The sequence below is a fragment of the Paraburkholderia sp. GAS206C genome, assembly GCF_050435645.1.
Classification (GTDB): Bacteria; Pseudomonadota; Gammaproteobacteria; order Burkholderiales; family Burkholderiaceae; genus Paraburkholderia; species Paraburkholderia phenazinium_B.
In genome coordinates this window covers 1-17237 of the sequence record NZ_JBNDKR010000013.1, presented here as the reverse complement: position 1 = coordinate 17237, position 17237 = coordinate 1, and the positions used below count along the sequence as shown (strand labels likewise).

19 protein-coding genes are annotated in these 17237 nt (G+C 56.7%); 13 read left to right on the top strand and 6 right to left on the bottom strand.

Features of this window, described 5'->3' with window-relative positions; all coding sequences use genetic code 11:
• Positions 1-75: 75 nt before the first annotated feature.
• Positions 76-672, top strand: coding sequence for a TetR/AcrR family transcriptional regulator (locus tag P3T20_RS31440; RefSeq protein ID WP_074267299.1), 597 nt, complete (start codon positions 76-78; stop codon positions 670-672).
• 89 nt (positions 673-761) lie between these two features.
• Here the strand turns inward: P3T20_RS31440 and P3T20_RS31435 are convergent, their stop codons facing one another.
• The 3 genes from P3T20_RS31435 to P3T20_RS31425 form a co-directional block, all read right to left on the bottom strand.
• Complete coding sequence (locus P3T20_RS31435; RefSeq protein WP_167379435.1) at positions 762-920, bottom strand: hypothetical protein; 159 nt, start codon at positions 918-920, stop codon at positions 762-764.
• Between the two features lie 159 nt (positions 921-1079).
• Positions 1080-1931 (bottom strand): aldo/keto reductase, encoded by an 852-nt coding sequence (locus tag P3T20_RS31430; protein ID WP_074267298.1) that lies wholly within the window; start codon positions 1929-1931, stop codon positions 1080-1082.
• A 43-nt stretch (positions 1932-1974) separates the two neighbouring features.
• Complete coding sequence (locus P3T20_RS31425; RefSeq protein ID WP_167379409.1) at positions 1975-2139, bottom strand: hypothetical protein; 165 nt, start codon at positions 2137-2139, stop codon at positions 1975-1977.
• A gap of 156 nt (positions 2140-2295) precedes the next feature.
• Between P3T20_RS31425 and P3T20_RS31420 the strand changes: the two genes are divergently transcribed.
• Complete coding sequence (locus P3T20_RS31420; protein WP_074267297.1) at positions 2296-3267, top strand: LysR family transcriptional regulator; 972 nt, start codon at positions 2296-2298, stop codon at positions 3265-3267.
• A gap of 746 nt (positions 3268-4013) precedes the next feature.
• The gene (locus P3T20_RS31415; protein WP_429288851.1) at positions 4014-4556 is read left to right on the top strand and encodes a GNAT family N-acetyltransferase; all 543 of its coding nucleotides are present in this window, start codon (positions 4014-4016) and stop codon (positions 4554-4556) included.
• A 776-nt stretch (positions 4557-5332) separates the two neighbouring features.
• On the opposite strand, the gene P3T20_RS31410 is transcribed toward P3T20_RS31415, so the two are convergent.
• Both P3T20_RS31410 and P3T20_RS31405 read right to left on the bottom strand, forming a co-directional pair.
• On the bottom strand, positions 5333-5839 hold the full coding sequence (locus tag P3T20_RS31410; protein WP_090685957.1) for a hypothetical protein: 507 nt from the start codon (positions 5837-5839) through the stop codon (positions 5333-5335).
• Positions 5840-6110: 271 nt separating this feature from the next.
• Positions 6111-6851 (bottom strand): Type 1 glutamine amidotransferase-like domain-containing protein, encoded by a 741-nt coding sequence (locus P3T20_RS31405; protein WP_429288850.1) that lies wholly within the window; start codon positions 6849-6851, stop codon positions 6111-6113.
• Between the two features lie 369 nt (positions 6852-7220).
• Here P3T20_RS31405 and P3T20_RS31400 point away from each other — a divergent pair, with 369 nt between their 5' ends.
• The 6 genes from P3T20_RS31400 to P3T20_RS31375 all read left to right on the top strand — a co-directional run bounded on the left by P3T20_RS31400 (position 7221) and on the right by P3T20_RS31375 (position 12044).
• On the top strand, positions 7221-7913 hold the full coding sequence (locus P3T20_RS31400) for a M24 family metallopeptidase (RefSeq protein WP_429288849.1): 693 nt from the start codon (positions 7221-7223) through the stop codon (positions 7911-7913).
• Between the two features lie 36 nt (positions 7914-7949).
• Positions 7950-8543, top strand: a complete 594-nt coding sequence (locus P3T20_RS31395; protein ID WP_429288848.1) for a pyridoxamine 5'-phosphate oxidase family protein — start codon at positions 7950-7952, stop codon at positions 8541-8543.
• A 350-nt stretch (positions 8544-8893) separates the two neighbouring features.
• Positions 8894-9448: a GntR family transcriptional regulator gene (locus P3T20_RS31390; RefSeq protein WP_429288847.1), complete on the top strand. Its 555-nt coding sequence runs from the start codon at positions 8894-8896 to the stop codon at positions 9446-9448.
• Complete coding sequence (locus tag P3T20_RS31385) at positions 9445-10341, top strand: ABC transporter ATP-binding protein (RefSeq protein WP_429288846.1); 897 nt, start codon at positions 9445-9447, stop codon at positions 10339-10341. Before P3T20_RS31390 ends, P3T20_RS31385 begins: the two co-directional genes overlap by 4 nt.
• 1 nt (position 10342) lies before the next feature.
• Complete coding sequence (locus P3T20_RS31380; RefSeq protein WP_429288845.1) at positions 10343-11863, top strand: hypothetical protein; 1521 nt, start codon at positions 10343-10345, stop codon at positions 11861-11863.
• A gap of 43 nt (positions 11864-11906) precedes the next feature.
• Positions 11907-12044, top strand: coding sequence for a hypothetical protein (locus tag P3T20_RS31375; RefSeq protein ID WP_429288844.1), 138 nt, complete (start codon positions 11907-11909; stop codon positions 12042-12044).
• A gap of 229 nt (positions 12045-12273) precedes the next feature.
• On the opposite strand, the gene P3T20_RS31370 is transcribed toward P3T20_RS31375, so the two are convergent.
• Positions 12274-12972 carry a TonB family protein gene (locus tag P3T20_RS31370; protein WP_429288843.1) on the bottom strand — a complete coding sequence of 233 codons (699 nt, stop codon included), beginning with the start codon at positions 12970-12972 and terminating at the stop codon, positions 12274-12276.
• A gap of 327 nt (positions 12973-13299) precedes the next feature.
• On the opposite strand from P3T20_RS31370, the gene P3T20_RS31365 reads away from it, so the two are divergent.
• The 4 genes from P3T20_RS31365 to P3T20_RS31350 all read left to right on the top strand — a co-directional run bounded on the left by P3T20_RS31365 (position 13300) and on the right by P3T20_RS31350 (position 16606).
• Positions 13300-14130 (top strand): class I SAM-dependent methyltransferase, encoded by an 831-nt coding sequence (locus P3T20_RS31365; protein ID WP_429288842.1) that lies wholly within the window; start codon positions 13300-13302, stop codon positions 14128-14130.
• Between the two features lie 464 nt (positions 14131-14594).
• The gene (locus tag P3T20_RS31360; protein ID WP_429288841.1) at positions 14595-15320 is read left to right on the top strand and encodes a CPBP family intramembrane glutamic endopeptidase; all 726 of its coding nucleotides are present in this window, start codon (positions 14595-14597) and stop codon (positions 15318-15320) included.
• Between the two features lie 216 nt (positions 15321-15536).
• Positions 15537-15815 carry a hypothetical protein gene (locus tag P3T20_RS31355; RefSeq protein ID WP_074267276.1) on the top strand — a complete coding sequence of 93 codons (279 nt, stop codon included), beginning with the start codon at positions 15537-15539 and terminating at the stop codon, positions 15813-15815.
• Between the two features lie 224 nt (positions 15816-16039).
• Positions 16040-16606: an NUDIX domain-containing protein gene (locus P3T20_RS31350; protein WP_429288840.1), complete on the top strand. Its 567-nt coding sequence runs from the start codon at positions 16040-16042 to the stop codon at positions 16604-16606.
• Positions 16607-17237 lie beyond the last annotated feature (631 nt).

The following is a 17237-nucleotide window of genomic DNA, read 5'->3' as shown; positions in this document are numbered from 1 at the left end:
ATTTGTAAACGACGTCGTTTACTTTGTCAACGGAATTTGCTATAAACAGGAGATGGAATTTACGAGGGTGGGGAGATGGAGCAGGAAACGGAAATCGAAGGCAAGAAGCTCGAGATCGTGAAATATGCGTTCGACCGCTTCTACGATGCCGGCTTCCATGCAACGGGAATGGAAGCGGCCCTGGCCGGCAGCGGCATATCCAAGCGCACGCTTTACAAGTATTTCCCGTCGAAAGAGGATCTGATCGCGGCCGTATTGCGGCTCTATGGCGAGGGCGTCGTGCAAGAACTCTTCGATCCGGTCGCGCACATCAGCGACCCGCGCGAGCAGATCATCCAGTTCTTCGACGTACGCAAGATTACCGGCCGGATGCTCACGCGTGGCTGTCTGGGTACGAAGGCGGCACAGGAATATGCCAGGAAGCACGAGGGCATCGTCGAACTTGGCATAGCGGCAAGTTCACGTGGCGAAGTGAAGTTCCTCGAACTGTGCAAGCGGGCGGGCTTTGCCAAACCTCAGCGTCTCGCCAAGCAACTCAACCTGCTTCTTCAGGGCGCGTTGGCGCTCTCGCACGCCTCGGGCGAAACATCGGCGTTTTTGCTGGCCAAGGACGCGGCGGCGGCGATCCTGGAGAACGCGCCTCTGGTGCAGACTACGCGTGCAGGATCGTAGCGTCGGGTCAGGTGGACCGTGTTGGTCGGGCTCCCCGCGAACAGCGGTTCTGGCGAGCCAAAAGATGCTTGCGCGCGCTCACGCAATACTCATAGCACCACAAGCGAGCGCAAATCGTAACCGGCAGCCTTGAGTTGCTTTTCAATGCCAACTGCTTCGGCGCGAAGCATTCCGGCTTTTTCCGCATCGCGCTGAAATAGCTCTGCGTCCGTCGCTTGCAGCTGCAGGTCACTCCACTGTGCAGCCATCTGACTTATATCCATGATTTCCCCCACCCGGTTAGAGTGCTTTTGGCACTGGTAATCGCGGCGCTGATGACCGCGATATACATGGTCATCGGAAGAAATCGCGCGGAATTTAGCCCTTACACAAACTATTTCGTGTCAGACGGCCACTCCGATTGCGCGTCAGAGGCCAAGTTTTCGTTCGCTCATCCACTTTACAATCGCCGGGTCGCGATGCGAAAAGAAGCTGCTCGTGCCTGTCTCCAACGTCGCAACGGCCGTCATGTCCTCTTCGGACAACTCGAAGTCGAAGACGGCCAGGTTTTCAAGCATCCGCTCTTTCCGCACGGATTTCGCGAGAGCAACGACGCCGCGCTGAACCAGCCATCGCAGCACGACTTGCCCCACGGTCTTGCCGTGGCGCCCGGCGATCGCTATCAGCCGATCGTTCTGGAACAGGTTGTTCCGTCCTTCGGCGAAGGGCGCCCACGCCTCCGGCTGCACGCCATGCTCGCGCATGAACTCCACGCTCTCGGCCTGCTGGTGAAAGGGGTTGACCTCGATTTGATTGACGGCTGGTGTGACCTCGTTGAAAGCCGTGATGTCCATGAGGCGGTCCGGCTGAAAGTTGCTCAGTCCGATCGCACGCAGCTTGCCGGCGCGATGTGCCTCCTCCATCGCTCGCCACGCGCCGTGAACGTCGGAGAACGGCTGATGGATCAGGAACAGGTCCAGGTAATCCAGATCAAGTCGCTTCAGCGACTTGTCGATGGCCACTCGAGCACGTTCATAGCCAGCGTCCTCAACCCACAGCTTGCTGGTGACGAAAAGCTGGTCGCGGGGGACGCCGCAACGCTTGAGGCCACGCCCGGTCGCCTCCTCGTTCTTGTAGGACGCAGCAGTGTCGATCAGACGATAGCCTGCCTGCACCGCGTCCACGACGCAGCGTTCGCATTCTGTCTCGTCGGCGATCTGGAAGACACCGTAGCCGAGGATCGGCATCTTGATTCCGTTGTTGAGTGTTACGTCTTGCATGTTCGTTCCTTGCTGTTGAAAGTGACGGCGGCATGAGGTCTGCTCAGGACGCGCCGGGCTCCCTGGTCAAGCCGGTCTCGTCGAGCCACTCGTTGGCGAGATTCATCGTTTTGCGCTCCTGATCCGCCTCCATCACGAAACGAACCACTGGTGGCGCGGTCTCTCCCCATATCGGAAAGCCATACGCTCGTGCGAAGACATCATCCACGGCCCTGGTTCGACCCGTGGCCGGACCATGTCCGTTACTTTAGGTGTCGCAGTTTCAAGCGACTAGTGGATTACTCCTTGCACCAGTATCAAGCTCAGATTGATACTGGATGGACCGTGCGACGCGTCCCGACGCACTTCAGCAGAAGAATCGATCATGCCCACGAATGATTTCAAGGCCATCGCGACGTTCGCCAAAGCCGTGGAACTCGGTAGCATCCGGAAGGCCGCGCTGGCCCAGGGTGTCACGCCCCAGGCTGCCAGTCAGGCCATTGCGCAGTTGGAACAGCATCTTGGAGTCCGCCTGTTGCATCGGACGACGCGCAGCCTCGCCCTAACCGAGGAGGGCCAACGGTTCCTGGAGAACACACAGCCCGCCCTGGCTGCGCTGGACAGGGCTCTGGTCCTGGCGCGGGAGTCCAAGGATGAGATTGCGGGGCCGCTGCGGATCGTTGGGCCGAAATCGTCGTTCGCCGCCATCCTCATGCCGCTGCTCGACGAGTTCTGTCGGAAGCACCCCGATATCCAGCCGGACGTCCAGCTCGATGACGGTATCGGCAACTGGGTGCTGGATCGCGTCGATGTCGGCTTCAGGATCGGAGCGTCGCCCAGCGAGGGTGTGATCGGTCGGCAACTCTTCGCGATACAGATGATCGTGTGCGCCGCGCCAAGCTATCTGAAAGCGTACGGCGCGCCATCGACGCCCGAGGATCTGGCGGCGCATCGCTGCAGCGTGTTCCGGCATCCGGGCACACGCAAGGTGGCGCCGTGGTACTTGACTGTGGATGGCAAGCTGGAACATCGGCAGATGTCTCCTGCGTTCGCGACGAACGATTCGGAGCTGGAATTGCAAGCCGTGCTCGCGGGGCAAGTCATCGGTCAGCTCGCGAGCTTCTCGGCGGTGACCCACATCCGGGCTGGCCGACTGGAGCCAGTTCTCCTGCAGCATATGAGCGCGCATATCGGTTTGCACGTGTACTACGGAAGCCGGGCTGCTCAGCCCAAGCGAGTACGAGCGTTCCTGGACCTCGCCTTTGCTCGCCTGCTTGATTGCAGCGAATACCTGCTCACTGAGAAAGAGCTAGCCCAGTTTAGGTCGCGATCGAAGCGATACAGCCGCAATGGGTAGTGCGTTGGTTCATCAACAATAAATTCAGTACTCTCAAATTGAATGGCCGCGATCGGCTGTGAAGCCGTCGTTCACCGTGATCGGTCCACGGTCGGCAACGGGTCCAAGGGAAGTTCGAGGTTGAGTCGGAGAGATCAGCCGTGGGCCGATGATGAGCTTCCGGGTTCGGCCAGTTTCGCTCAGTCGACGGCGGAGCCCAGATCGTCGACAATGTGCTTCCCTGGCTTTGAGATTACCTTTCACGTCATGCGCAGATTACAGGCGTCGCGCTTCTTTATTGCGGGTGGCTCTGCAGAGCCAGTCTTCATGCTAGACGGTGCGGTCTCGGAGTGACTCTTCGCGTCGGGATTCTGGAATCGAATCAACTACTCGCTCGGAACGATGTTCGACCAATTCGAAGAGGATGAGGCTGAGCCTGCGGTTCTCGTACGAATTGCGTCAGAGTTAGAGATTTGGGTTGGATCGCTTGAATCGCAGGGCGAAGAAAAGGTGCGCTTCGTTTACGGTTGGTCCCCTACTGGAGACGCCCATACTGTCGAGGTTCAGCGGACGGATCTTATCTCCCAACTGGTCATGCTACGAAGCCTTCTTGCTTCGGCTGCTGCCAACAGAAACGTTCTTGAATTCAGCCTTTGACTGTGCGGCCCGCTATCAAAATGGGCATGGCGCGGCCAGTAAGGGACATTCGACAGAGAGACGTAGATCGTCGACAATCCGACGAGACCGGCAGGCACACAGGGGAAAAAATGCCGCTACGTTCGGAAGAAATCCACATTGAATCAGAGCGGCTTTCGATTCGGCCGTTCTCGGCTGACGATGCTGATGCCAGCTTTCGCTGCATTACGCCTTCACTAACTCGTTTCATGTCGTGGGAGCCACCCGCCAACAGAGACGACTTCGATCGCATCTGGCTGAGTTGGTTGCCGACAATAGCCGAGGGGACGGACTTTGTGTTTGCAATCCGTCAACGGGATGATGGGAATTTCCTTGGATTGGCCGGACTCCATCGTGTTCGGAACGCGAGCGCGGAATTGGGCATTTGGATTCGGGAAGACTTTCACAAGCAACGCTTTGGTCGTGAAGCTGTAGGTCTTGTTGCGAGGTGGGCAAGCTTGGCGCTTGGCGTCGAGAGCTTCACTTACCCGGTAGCCGAACAAAACTATTCGAGCCGCCGCATCGCCGAATCTCTTGGCGGTGTCATCGTGGAGCGGCGCGAGACACCGAAATACACGTCCGTGATCTACCAAATACCTAACCAATCAGCGCTCGACCAGGAGCGAAAGATGTAGTGTTGCGGCGAGCTTCGGCCAGTACGCGACATTCGACGCATGCCTCTAGTTTGGTGACAATCGACACCGGCTGTGGATGCGCACCGGGAAGCGTAAGGTTAATATCCTAGTTGGGTATTCTTGAATCGAACAGATTGAAATGAGTCGAGAGAAAAGGACGGCTGATGTTTGAGTTCCTGAAGCGCCTGTTTAGCGGCAAGCGGAGACGGCTTGGATCATCGCAAACTTCTTCCTCTGCGCTACCTGATTTTTTGACGACTTCCGACTTACACGTGCACGACGTGGGTCAGACGAATTCGTCTTCCCATGGTGGCCACCATCCCTCGTCATCACATTCGTTCGACTCCTCATCCGACGGTGGTGGGCACGCCGGTTAGGCCAGGGTTGATAAAAGCAATGCGTCGCATCGCACCCGCATCAGCCGGTAGCGGCTTCCCTCAAGGACTAAGCGCATATGAAAACGAGAACTTCTATGTCGGTCTTCGCAATCACAGGATGCGTTGTATTTGGCGTCGCAGGTCTCTATATTGCAGCAGGATTCGCCCCGGGACACACATCGCTTTTCTCCCGTACCGGTGGAGTAGTTTTTGCCGCATTTTTCACATGGGTCGCCAGCAGATACATCCTCCAGCTTCGTCGCGGCGTGCGATTGTAGCGCCGCGAAAAATCTTGGTCATCTGTTCGTATTCGACAGCCACCGGCCACTTTCGGACGTTCGACGTCGTGGCCTGAATCGTTGACACCTTCAAGACCAAGTTGAATGGATGCGCCGTCCGCTACCTTTTCAATAGGGCCGCGTAGTAGTCGGCGATGTTGTCCTCCGTCCCCTTTGTGATCCGATTGAATACTCGTCCCCATGGCCAGAAGCTGGAACCTGAGGTGGTTCGCAGACCCGGGAATCGGCTTCCGCCAAGGGTGACCATACCCCATTCGCCACCATGATTGCGGCGATACACCTCTCCGACGTAACTTCCGTAGGCTTTCGCAAATGACATGACTTGTTCGTCCGTTGGCTTGGGACTCGTGCTGACGTAGGATGAACTCATTTGCGCCAAGGCCTTTTCGACATTTGCAATACTCGCGTCCGACCAGTCGAGTTTTATTCCAAACTGTTTCGCGGAGAAGTCGACGGCGTCTAGCGAGTAGGCTTCCGCAATTTTCTGGATTTTTGGATCAGGAGAAAAGGACTGGTCAGATGGGGTTTCTGCCAGCGCAACTCCACCACGAACGCAAGCCATCAGGGCGATCAGCGCTAACAGGAAGCGCTTTACGATTGTTTTCAAGAGGATTCCCACTCCAAGACAACTCTGAGTCGCTGCAGCGAGTCAGAGTGTTGAATTTTCGCCTCGACCGATCTTATACGTCGGAGCAGCCTATAAGCTATGTGAACGGCAGCTTTCGGCAAATCTGAAGGTCCCCTGTGGGTCGAAAGCAGAGCTCCGCGCAATATCGTGGCTGCTCAACGCCGGCCGGCTCAACGTCTCCAGTTAACCAAGGGATTTTCCTTTGGAAGAGAGCGCCCTTTCTTTTCTTCGCCGCCACGCATGCGCCCCTCTACGCAGTCGGCAAAAACAATTTCCACTGACCTTCTGAAACAACCTGGACGGCACTGTTAGTGACTGCGATGGCAGTCTGATCATCAATGGCATAGACCGGCGCCGGTATCCTGGCAGCCCATTTTTCAGCATTCTGCAAGGAGGCATCAGGATGATCCGGATTGTCCAAATGCGGGATCAATGCAAAGTCAACCCAGCCTGCTCCGTGGGCCGTGACCAGGAGGCTTGAGACCTCGCCCTCTGATGTTGAGAACGAAAAGCTCTCAGAGGTCAGCGCGTCGCGATTACCACTGGGCGGCCGACTGTAGTTTTCTGAAAATGTCGAAGACACCGCCATGCTACCGGCGCTAACGCCCACGTAAACCAGTTCATCGCGCAGTGAAGGCAATAGCTCGACGAGGCCGGAACGACGCATCCAGTCAGCCAGATAGATAGGGTCACCGCCCCACACCAACAGGACATCCGCCTCTTCCACCAGGGGGATCCAATCTTTTTTAGAGAGGCTCGGCAGTGCGGTGAGCTCAAGAACACCCAGCGACTTCCAGCCCAGTTCGCACAACGGGCTTCGCGCTTTTCCAGCGAACGCCTGCCACGCCAGGGCAGCATGTCGCGGATAGGCGTACATGGCAGTAGGAATGAAGAGCGCGCTGCACTCGGCGATCGGCTTGCCCAACAGATCAACAAGTGCGGCGTGGATGCTGGCGTTGGTGATGCCGCCGGACGTCAGAAGAAATTTCATACGGTTTCCCTCCTTTCTATGAGCATGTTTAGCATCTCATCAGGTTGACGAACGGCGACCGCCATATTCGACAATCGTCCATTTTATTTTTCAGATGCAGATTCCGATGGTGGCTGAGCGGTATTTGGGCATAGGCTTGGCTTCATGCCCGCGTTCGGGATCTTTCTAGTATTGATTGCCCCATTTTGGTCGCCAAAGAGGCTATGGGTCGCACGCCGTCGGTCGTCGCATTGCGAAGCATCTGCCGTATATGCTGATTGCATGATATGGGGTCCGGCCAGGAAGGGGCGTTCGACACGAATGCTTGAATCACCGACAATCCACGGTCGAATGTGCGCGAATACATACCTCGATACCACGGAGCTTGTCTTGCCGATCCCAGTGAATCAACCCGTTCAAACGGCGGCCAAAGACGTATTGCAACGGTTGGTTGGATACATAACACCCGAGTCCACGGAGACTTCGATCGCAACCACAGCGGCGGCTATGCTTGCCGATCGCGGTTATCCAGACACGTGGTACTACAACTGCCCGGCGTTTGTTCTACTGGGTTCACGTAGCAAGGTTTCATTGTCGGGGCGGGCGTACGAGCCCGACATCGAACCTGTCGGATTGAGAAACCTTGTGACAGTCGATCTAAGTCCGCGAAGTGGGGAGATATGGGGCGACTGTGCGCGGTCGTTCTACATTGAAGAAGGCATCGCACGCATAGAACCGACCAGCCCGGAGTTCGTGTCCGGATATGAGACTGAACGCCGTCTGCATCAGGCGATGCGTGCGCTTGTTCGCCCCGATACCTCGTTTCACGACCTGTACGAGTTCGCCAATGAACAGATTCGTGAGGAAGGGTTTGAAAACCTCGACTTTCTCGGTAATGTCGGCCACAGCATTTGCCAACACAGAGACGACCGGCAGTATATCGAAGTCGGGAATCATCGCCGTCTCGGCGACGTAGCGTGCTTTACCTTCGAACCTCACATCAGCCAGCACGGTGGCCGATGGGGATTCAAGCACGAAAACATCTATTACTTTGACGAATCCGGGGCGGTGCACGAACTGTGATCTACAAGAACAAGTATTTGCCCACGGAGCAAACGATTGACTACCTTTGATCCTGCTCAGCAGCTGGCTCGTCTGGTTGACGAGGCCCGCCGTCACGGAGATCCATGTACCCCTTATGCTTCGTTCATAACCGTCGACGGAAATGGAAGTCCGGCAGCACGCATCGTTACCATTCGAGAGGTTGGCGCTCAGGGCATAAGAATTTCGGTCAATGCGGAGAGCCCTAAAATTCGCCAACTCCAAAGCAATGGAAAATGGGAGTGTCTGTTTTTCTGGCCCGTCGCGATGATTCAGGTGCGCGTCAGGGGCGATGCATCGCTTGCGCAGACCGATCATACGAGGGCTGAATGGCTTGCTCGCGCACCGGAGAGCCGTTTGGTTGATGTCTACCATGCGCAAGTTCGTCAGCAGAGTTCACCAGTCGAGACGCGAGAGCAGTTGCTGAATGAGATCGCAGCGCTGAAAGACAGTTTGGCCGAACTTCCAGCATGCCCCGACGGCATTGGAAGTCTATGGCTCGTGCCGTCGTACTTTGAAATTTGGCGTGGCTCCCTTGCTGATCGACTGCATGATCGTAGGGAATATTGGCATGACGGTGATCGATGGAACGAACGAGTGCTAGTGCCGTGACCCTTGATACCAGGGATGCTCTGTTGCGATATCTGCCGAGAAGCGAGCGGCGCTTACGAACCAGTTGAAACGTGCTCTCTGAGCAGTTGAACGATCGCTTTGGAGAAAACCGAATGTCCCTTGAGGGTCCGCGTGCTGCCGAACGCAGCCATCTGAGCTGCTGGCAATTCATGCAGCGTGCATGAGACAGGGATCAGCCACAAACGGACCCTCGGAGCCGCAATGAAGATCGTGAACAATTTGATCTATCCCCGCCGTCTGCTGATATGGTCCATACCGGACCTCAGCCCGGTGACAGAACTGCAGCTTCAAACAGGCCGGTTCTTACTTTAGAAAACCTCGCCTATCTGATGAGTGCGATCTTCGATGCTTATGCGCAGGAAGATCAAGCATCCTCCGGATCGTTCCGAAGCATTAAATCGCGGACGCCAGCAGACCAAAACGACGTACATGACAACGACGAAGGCCCGTTGACACTTTGGTGTACCATGTGTCACATTATAAATATGACATCATTCGATTACAAGCCGCAATCTGGTCAGTCGATATTCGACGCCGTGGTCTTTGCCGCCAAGCGCGCCTTCATCAGCGGCGATTACCTGCCGGGGCAGGAGTTTCCGTCGGTCAGGGCGTTGGCGGCGGACCTGAAGATTCACCCGAACACGGCTCACAAGATCATCCAGCACCTGATTCACGAAGGTTGGCTCGAGGCGCGGCCGGGAATTGGGACAGTCGTCTGCGAGCCGCCCCAGGCGCGCCCGGGAGAAAAGGCGCAACTGCTAGGGCACGAAGTCGAGGCACTGGTGGTCGGCGCACGTCGCGTCGGCCTGACGCAGGCGGAATTGCTCGACGCGATCGTTGAGCGTTGGAACCAGATCGACATAGCGAGGGGAACACAAAAATGATCATCGAGGCCCGCAATATCGAGAAGCGCTTCGGCCCGTCTGAGGCGCTCAGCGGCCTGAGTTTTTCGGTCGATGAGGGAAGCGTCTATGCGCTGATTGGCGCCAATGGCGCCGGCAAGACGACCACGATCAAGATGATGATGAACATCCTGGCGCCGACGCGGGGTGATCTCACCGTGATGGGCACGCCATCACGTGAACTCACGAGCCGCCACCTTAACCAGATCGGCTATGTCTCGGAGAACCAGGTGCTTCCTGGGCAAATGGCCGTGGGCACCTATCTCGATTACGTGAGACCGTTTTATTCGAATTGGGACGAAGCGCTTGAAAAAGCCATGCTGAGACGGTTCAATCTGCCGATGGAGCGGAAAATCCGCGCCCTTTCACATGGTATGCGTATCAAGCTCGCGCTTGTTGCCGCCCTGGCCTTCAAACCAAAGCTGCTGGTGCTGGATGAGCCGTTTAGCGGCTTAGACCCGCTGGTACGCGACGACCTGGTCGAAAGCGTGCTGAGCCATGCTGAAGACCTCACTATCTTCATCTCATCGCACGAACTGAACGACATCGAGGGTTTCGTTAGCGACGTCGGTTTTCTTAACCAGGGTCGCCTGCTGTTCGAAGAATCGATCGAGGTCCTGAACGCGCGCGTCCGCTCGATTCGCGTCACGTTGCAATCGCCGGCCCGTCCTCCCGATACCTGGCCCAGGGCGTGGATCGATCCCGGTACCTCGGGCAATGTTGCGAGCTTTGTGCATACGGCGTTCGCCGAAGATCAGCTGGCATCTGAAATGGCCACCGTATTCGGCGACGTCAAATTCGTTCAGGCCGAGCCAATGGACCTAAGGTCGATATTTACCGCGTTCGCGCGGGCCGAACAAATGACGGGGAGATGATATGTGGCTGCATATTTTGAAAAAAGATCTGAGACTGAATTGGCCGTACGTAGCAGCGGTGTTGGCTCTGAAAATCGCGGCGGTCTGGATCATCCTGCACATGGGGATCTTCGCTGAGCCACTGGAATTGGTGTTGCTACACACGTTCAGCGATCTGGCGTTCGCTGTGGTGGCAGGCTTCGCCATCATTGTGGTCGTACAGAGCGACCCCGTTGTGTCGAACAATGACGACTGGCTGATCCGGCCGATCCGTCGAAGCGACCTCGCGCTAGATAAAATTGCTTTCGCCGCCCTCGTGACCTTCTTGCCGACCTTTGTTTTCGACCTTGGCGTCGGCCTTATACATGGGCTAGATACGCAGCCGGCAATCAGTGCATCGGCCTATACGGCGCTCGTCATATTCATCGGTGTCGGTTTGCCCGCATTAGCCGTCGGCACGATTACCGCTAGCTGGTCCCAGGCCGCAGGCATCGTTTTCGCGATTTTTCTGATATGGATTGCCGGCTTCATAGTGACCGATGGCGGGATGGTTGACCTTGACAACTGGCCTGTTCAACTAGCGCTCATGGCTATCCTTGTTATTGCGAGCGCACTCATCCTTGGCCTGCAATACAGCCGCCGGAACACGACGACTTCGCGTGGCGTCCTCGCCGTGGCAACAATTTGCGCGATTACGGTGATGTTCACACCGACATTAGCAGGCCATCTGATCCTACGCTTCACTGATTACGGCAAAGTGACGACGGGCGACCCGATCCGCCTGTCGTTCGACGACCAGTCCAAGGCCGAGGTGATCGGCAAGGCCCAGCAGCTCGGCGACCCTGTCATCTACGTTCCGCTTAAGGTGGTGGTCGACCCGAACCGTATAGTCACGATCAATAGAGTCATCCTTAGTATCGCCAGTAACGACGGCAAGCCGTTATATAGCGGCATCATATCGGTCGCGTCTGCCTATCCGCCCCATCAGGTCAGCAACCTCCTGGGCAATACCTTCGACGGCACGAGCAATGACCGCACGTCGAACTATCAAGCGGTCAATCTTCCGAGTGACGTATTCGCGAAATTCAAGAACACACGGGGGCGGTTGTCTCTGACCTATCTACTAAACTCCTATGCCCCGGTCGCAACCGTTAACGCCGCGCTGCCCTTCGGCACCCCGCAAAAGGTTGCCGGTTTCGGCGTATGCGAAACACGGCTCAATCCCGCCAATGACCAGGTCGTCGACCTCTATTGTTTTCCGGCCACGAATAGCTCAAAGTGCATCGCAGCATCGGCGCTCGATCCCGCCGGCGCTTCGATCGGCGCGCCGCAAACGAGATGTCGGGCGACATCTACGCAGTGGGGCCTCGATACGGCGGCTCTGACCGACCCTGGCCAGTTCGTGGTGCAACTCCCCGCGGCGGACGGCGCCGGTATCAGGCCGCTTACCCTTACTAGCTATAGGGCAGCCGGTCGCTTCATCCAGACAGTTGTCCTTCCCCAGGTGAGGCTTACGGATTTGCAGCGCTCTGCCGGGTCGTGATGACACGTGTGCGAATCATGCTGCCGCAAGTTTTCAGGCGGGGTTGTCCGATGATCTGGCCGGTTATATCGGGGTGTCGAAATCGGACCGGTCGCAAAGCGTAGTGCTGCAGAGAGACGCGTTGCTCGCCGCCGGCGTGACGCTGGAACGCATCACGATGCCGGAGGTTTTTGGCCCGTGAATGGCTGCTTTCGAGCAACGCGAAGGACCGTTGAAGTGCGATCAGGGCCGTTCGCCGTCGGCCCGAGTTCGGCCATGAAGGGACACTTGGTGCGCTCTTTCGGATGGCGGAAATTTGACCGGCAACTGCCATTGGGCCAAAGGTGGTCGCAACGTTAGCGACGCTGCCGGTCAACCCAAAGCGAAGCATCAGGCGCATCTACGGCCGCCTACCGCTACGCGTTTAAGGATTAAGCAGGTCCGGGCTGAACCGTCACCCTGAAGTTCTTTGGCGTTTTTCCGTCCAAGTCGGGCGGCATCGGGTCCGAGTGTTGGACCGCGCTAAGCGCAACTGCATCCCATTCTGGATTCCCACTTGACCGGACTATTGTTGCTGACAATAACTTGCCGTTAGGAGAGCAGCGAACTGAAATTGTTGTTCTCAGATGGTCGGTCCGTCCGTCCCACACAATGTTGGCTCGAACAAGGCGCTCGACCTTTGCCGCGAACGTCTCGGATGACACGTCAGGACGAAATTCCGCTGAGGTGACGGTGAACAGGAAGTTAGTCTCGACTGGGATAGCGTTCCCGTCCACATCTAAAAACGGCTTGCAAACAGCCAGCCGTGCCTCGCGTACCGCGAGACGGTCAAAGGTCACATCGCCAGATGATTGCTCTAGCACAGCGTCTTCCACCTTACCCTGTACATTGAGAAATACTCGGACAGCGGAGCGCAAGCTTTGCGGCGGCAGTTTGTGCAGAGCGCCGGGCGGTAGGCCATATTGGCACGGAATGGTTTTGGCCGGGACATAACGCGCGGATTGCTGTGCATGCGCGCTTCCGATGCTTATTGCTATTATCGTTGCCAGCCCGATGTGAAGTTTGCTTCTCATATTGATTTGTTGGGTATAGGCGATGCGGGATGTGGGCGCACTTTGCCATGCCGTCAATGACGAGTGCCGTAGACACGCTCCCTCAGCCTGGGCACCGCACAGCCGACTTTACCGCAGCATATCAAGGATGTGATGCTCGGATGAGCGATCACAATGGCTGTATGGTGGCCGCAGAACGTCTCATGGCAGTTGCCAAGCGGACATTCGCGGCTCAAGTCTAATTGGCCGCTCCGGGTCGCCTGCTGCCGAACGCAGCCGTCTGAGCTGCTGGCAATCCATGCAGCATGCATGAGACAGGGATCGGCCACTAATGGCCAGTCGACACTGGTCACCTGAATCGCTGACAATCGTCCACAAACCAGCGCTATTAAGGAAGGGTCGGCAATGCTCGCCTCGTCAAAACGGATAGAACAGTCTGCGGGACGCACGGTTTTCGGTAACGATGCCAACGGTTATGCTGAAGGTCGTCCCGATTACCCTGCTCGCGTCTATGACATCCTGCGGACGACTTGCAGGGCGACCCCGTCGACCCGGGTGTTCGAAATTGGTCCAGGCACGGGACAAGCAACCAAAAGACTACTCGACCTTGGCTGTGCGGTAACGGCCATTGAGCCAGATAACCGTCTCGCCGAGGTGCTGCTCGCGAAGTGCAAATCAAAGACACCAGGCCGCCTCTCTCTTCATATAGCAGCGTTCGAAGACGTGGATTTCTCGGACGAGAAGTTTGACCTTGGTATTGCCGCGACTTCGTTTCACTGGCTGGAGCAGGAAAGTGCTCTTGCTAAGGCCAAACGACTCCTCAAGCCGGGCGGTCAATGGGCCATGTGGTGGACAATTTTTGGGGATTCCTCGCGTGAAGATGAGTTCCAGTGCAGGACTCGTTCCCTGTTCGCGAATCTTTGGCGCAGCCCTTCGCACGGTAGTGAGTCGCAAGTCCCGTTTGCTCTGGATGCAGAGACGCGTAAGGCCCAATTGCGGGGGGCAGGATTTGCATCTGTATCCCATGAACTTATTCACTGGACAACGACCCAGACGACGAGTCAGGTACTGGCACTGACGAGCACCTTCTCCCCTGTGGCTCAATTGCCTCAGACAGAGAGGGAAATCTTGATGAAAAGGCTAGAGCGCATTGCGGACTTGGAATTTGGCGGGGTGATGGCACGCAATTTTGTCACTGTCGTATATACCGCGTCATGTCGTTCCGATGTGAGCTAAAGAGCGGGGCAATTCCGCCTCCTAGCAGCAACATGGAAGCTTTGGCAGGTATAGCCATTTTTTTGTGCAGCAACTATCCGCTCGCCCTAGGTGATATGCCATAGACTGACCTCTCCGCAACCATGAAAACACCGCCTGCCTGAAGGCACAAGCAAACATTAGATAACTACAGCGCGCTGATGGAGGACCAGCGATCAGTAAAACGCAAAACTTGATGGTTGAATTTTTCGACAAAAAACAAGACGCACATGAAAAACAATCCCATTCGGAACGCCCTCCATTCTTTTCGGAATCGCATTTCGTCCAGCCTCGCAGTTCATGGGCGCTTACGTACCCGGCGCTCCATCCGCTTGTTCTATGCGGTCTTTCTGCTGGTAACGTCGACCGTAGCGGGTATCGCATACCTTTTTCATTACTCGTTGCGCGTTCACGGTGCAACAATGACACCTGGTCACGAATTACTGATGCGAGTGATTTTCTGCGGCGCGGCGCTGGTTGCGACCAAAGTCATCAGCGGGTTCGAGAAGGAGCCTTGGCTCGCTTACGGCCTGGACGCAAGACACCGCACCGTTCACTTCGGATTCGGACTGTTGGCAGGCACACTGGCACTGTCTGGGACGATGGCCGCTTTGGTTCTGACCGGAGGCGCGAACGTCACGCGCATGGAAAGCCTCGGCGGCTCGCCGATCGCGTCGGGAATGCTTTGGGCGCTCGTGTTTATACTGGTCGGGTGGTCCGAAGAGCTGATTTTCCGAGGCTACGTGTTCTTCAGGCTCGCTCGGGACGTCGGCGCCGTTGCCGCAGCCGTCCGGACTTCCTTGGCGTTTGGCTTCGTCCACGCATTCAATCCCAATGAAAGCATTCTCGGTCTCGTCCAGGTAGTGCTGTTCGGTCTGGTTGCCTGTTTCGCGATCTGGCGCACAGGGTCGCTCTGGTGGGCCGCGGGCATGCATGCCGCGTGGGACTGGAGCGAGTCCTTTTTATTCGGCGCAGCGGATAGCGGGAGAATGGTCTCAGGTCATTTTCTGACCAGCCAGGCAATCGGACCCAGCTGGTTTAGCGGCGGGGCAACGGGCCCGGAAGGCAGTCTGCTGGCGATACCTGCGGTAGGGATACTTGCCCTTATCGTCCTGCTTGCGCTCCCGAAGACCGGGGCGGCCATGTCATTGAGAACAAGACAGGCAGCCTGATCAACGTCCGGACTATTTTCCCCATTCCCGGACCAAGATGTGGCGAGGAACCTGCGACCTTGATTTCCGGTGCGAACGTGATGGCCCGTGCTTGCGTTCTGGGCTGCGATTCCATCAGCGCGCGAAGACGAAATATGCAAGCGAGCGAAATACTGTCTTCCAATGATGTAGCCGACGGTAAAACCTTGCGAGAACTCAAGAGCCCTAGAGGAAGCCATGCTGGCGGAAACATTCAAGCGAACCATATCTCTTTTGATCCCCGCGACGTTGATAGGGATCGTCATTGGGTACCATGAAACAGGAAGAGTGACAGTCGTTGGAGTAGTGGTGTACATCGCCGTGGCGCTGGTTTCGGGCATGGCGCTTGAGAGCTTAAGCCTCTGGTATAGCCGGCGCTTCGGAACGGGCACGACTCCATCGATTGTCAAGGCTGTGTTTTGGCTAGTTGCCGCAATCTCCCTATATCTGTTCTTTCGCCACTTTGACCGTGGATGATTGAAGGCCACCCGTCTGGCGTAGTACGCAATAATCCTGTCAACTTTGCGACATTCAAATCGTCAACTCGCGGACCAGTTCCACACGGACTGCCGCGAAAGCTTACTGGGCAGCGATCTCCGGGACGCGAAATAAACATGTCAACTGCCGCTCCGCGTCCGCCATGAGCAAAATCCAGAATGTTTAGCGCGGACACCTGATTACTGGTCGTTGGCGCTGACCAAATGGACCGCCCCAACCGCAAGAGCAACCCGGCCATGAAGAGACGGTCGACGGCCTCTCACAAATCGCCGACAATCGGACAGCTACAAACTCATTTGGGGACGAACGTGTCGCTGCACGATGATAACGAAAGCTACATCAGTCGGCTGAGGAAAAAGGTTGGCAGTGATTTGATATTGAGTCCCTCCGTTGCAGCCGTGATTCACGATCACGAAGGCAAACTGCTCCTTCAGGAAAAGTCATCAGGTGAGGCATGGAGTTTGCCAGCCGGCGGAATTGAATTGGGAGAAAGCCCGCAAGAAGCAATCGTCCGAGAGGTAATGGAGGAAACAGGATATGCTGTTTGCATTCACAGCATTCTAGGCGTGTTCGGCGGGCGGTCGTTCCGATACACATATCCAAGTGGCGATCATGTCGAGTACGTAGTGACGCTGTTTCAATGCAAAATCATCGGCGGCTCCGGAGTGCCCACCGATTCCGAAACCAAGTCCACCCAGTATTTCGGAAGGCACGATATGCCGGAACTGGCACTACCGTATCCGAAAGACGATTTGTTTCGCGCATTCTAGGAACATCGTCGATCCACCTTGCCGACTGATAGACCCTTGGGTTCAGTTTATGCGGCCCTTCGATGCGCCCGCTCGGACTGTCCAGAATCAATAGCTGCTTGAGCAGTTCAGCGGCAAACATGAGCGGCACTATCTGCATAAAAGGCTCGATGACAGGCGTCAATAGGGTGCGGCCTCGGCGCGGCCCTAAGCTCTGCGTGCAACGTCCTGAACGGTGGGTTGAAGGTCCGCTTTGCGTCAAGTCGAACGGCAGAAACGCCGCAAACTACGTCTTGGCGCGTGAGCGCTGAAGCTCCGGTTCTGCAGGCGTCCACATGAGCGCGCATAACTCTGCCCTACACCGAGGCGGGACACACCCCTTACAGTCGCAAGTAACGGCGCGCCGTCAGGTCTTCGGCGACGCGAGAAGGTCTTCAAGGATGCGCTCAAGATGGATGGAATGAATCGCTAACGGCGGGCGGGTCGCAACGGCCTCCGTGCTCCCCATGTCCATATCGGGGAACCGGCAGCTTCTACAAACCGCCCATCAACTTATTGGGTGTGATCGGTAATTCGCGCACCCGCACGCCGATGGCGTCGTAGACCGCGTTGGCGACGGCGGCGGCAACCCCTGTGGCGCAGAGTTCTCCGA

Coding starts and splice junctions, on each gene's coding strand:
- P3T20_RS31440 (WP_074267299.1), top strand. CDS start 76: ATGGAGCAGGAAACGGAAATCGAAGGCAAGAAGCTCGAGATCGTGAAA.
- P3T20_RS31435 (WP_167379435.1), bottom strand. CDS start 920: ATGGCTGCACAGTGGAGTGACCTGCAGCTGCAAGCGACGGACGCAGAG.
- P3T20_RS31430 (WP_074267298.1), bottom strand. CDS start 1,931: ATGCAAGACGTAACACTCAACAACGGAATCAAGATGCCGATCCTCGGC.
- P3T20_RS31420 (WP_074267297.1), top strand. CDS start 2,296: ATGCCCACGAATGATTTCAAGGCCATCGCGACGTTCGCCAAAGCCGTG.
- P3T20_RS31415 (WP_429288851.1), top strand. CDS start 4,014: ATGCCGCTACGTTCGGAAGAAATCCACATTGAATCAGAGCGGCTTTCG.
- P3T20_RS31405 (WP_429288850.1), bottom strand. CDS start 6,851: ATGAAATTTCTTCTGACGTCCGGCGGCATCACCAACGCCAGCATCCAC.
- P3T20_RS31390 (WP_429288847.1), top strand. CDS start 8,894: ATGAGTGCGATCTTCGATGCTTATGCGCAGGAAGATCAAGCATCCTCC.
- P3T20_RS31385 (WP_429288846.1), top strand. CDS start 9,445: ATGATCATCGAGGCCCGCAATATCGAGAAGCGCTTCGGCCCGTCTGAG.
- P3T20_RS31380 (WP_429288845.1), top strand. CDS start 10,343: ATGTGGCTGCATATTTTGAAAAAAGATCTGAGACTGAATTGGCCGTAC.
- P3T20_RS31365 (WP_429288842.1), top strand. CDS start 13,300: ATGCTCGCCTCGTCAAAACGGATAGAACAGTCTGCGGGACGCACGGTT.
- P3T20_RS31360 (WP_429288841.1), top strand. CDS start 14,595: ATGCGAGTGATTTTCTGCGGCGCGGCGCTGGTTGCGACCAAAGTCATC.
- P3T20_RS31355 (WP_074267276.1), top strand. CDS start 15,537: ATGCTGGCGGAAACATTCAAGCGAACCATATCTCTTTTGATCCCCGCG.
- P3T20_RS31350 (WP_429288840.1), top strand. CDS start 16,040: ATGGACCGCCCCAACCGCAAGAGCAACCCGGCCATGAAGAGACGGTCG.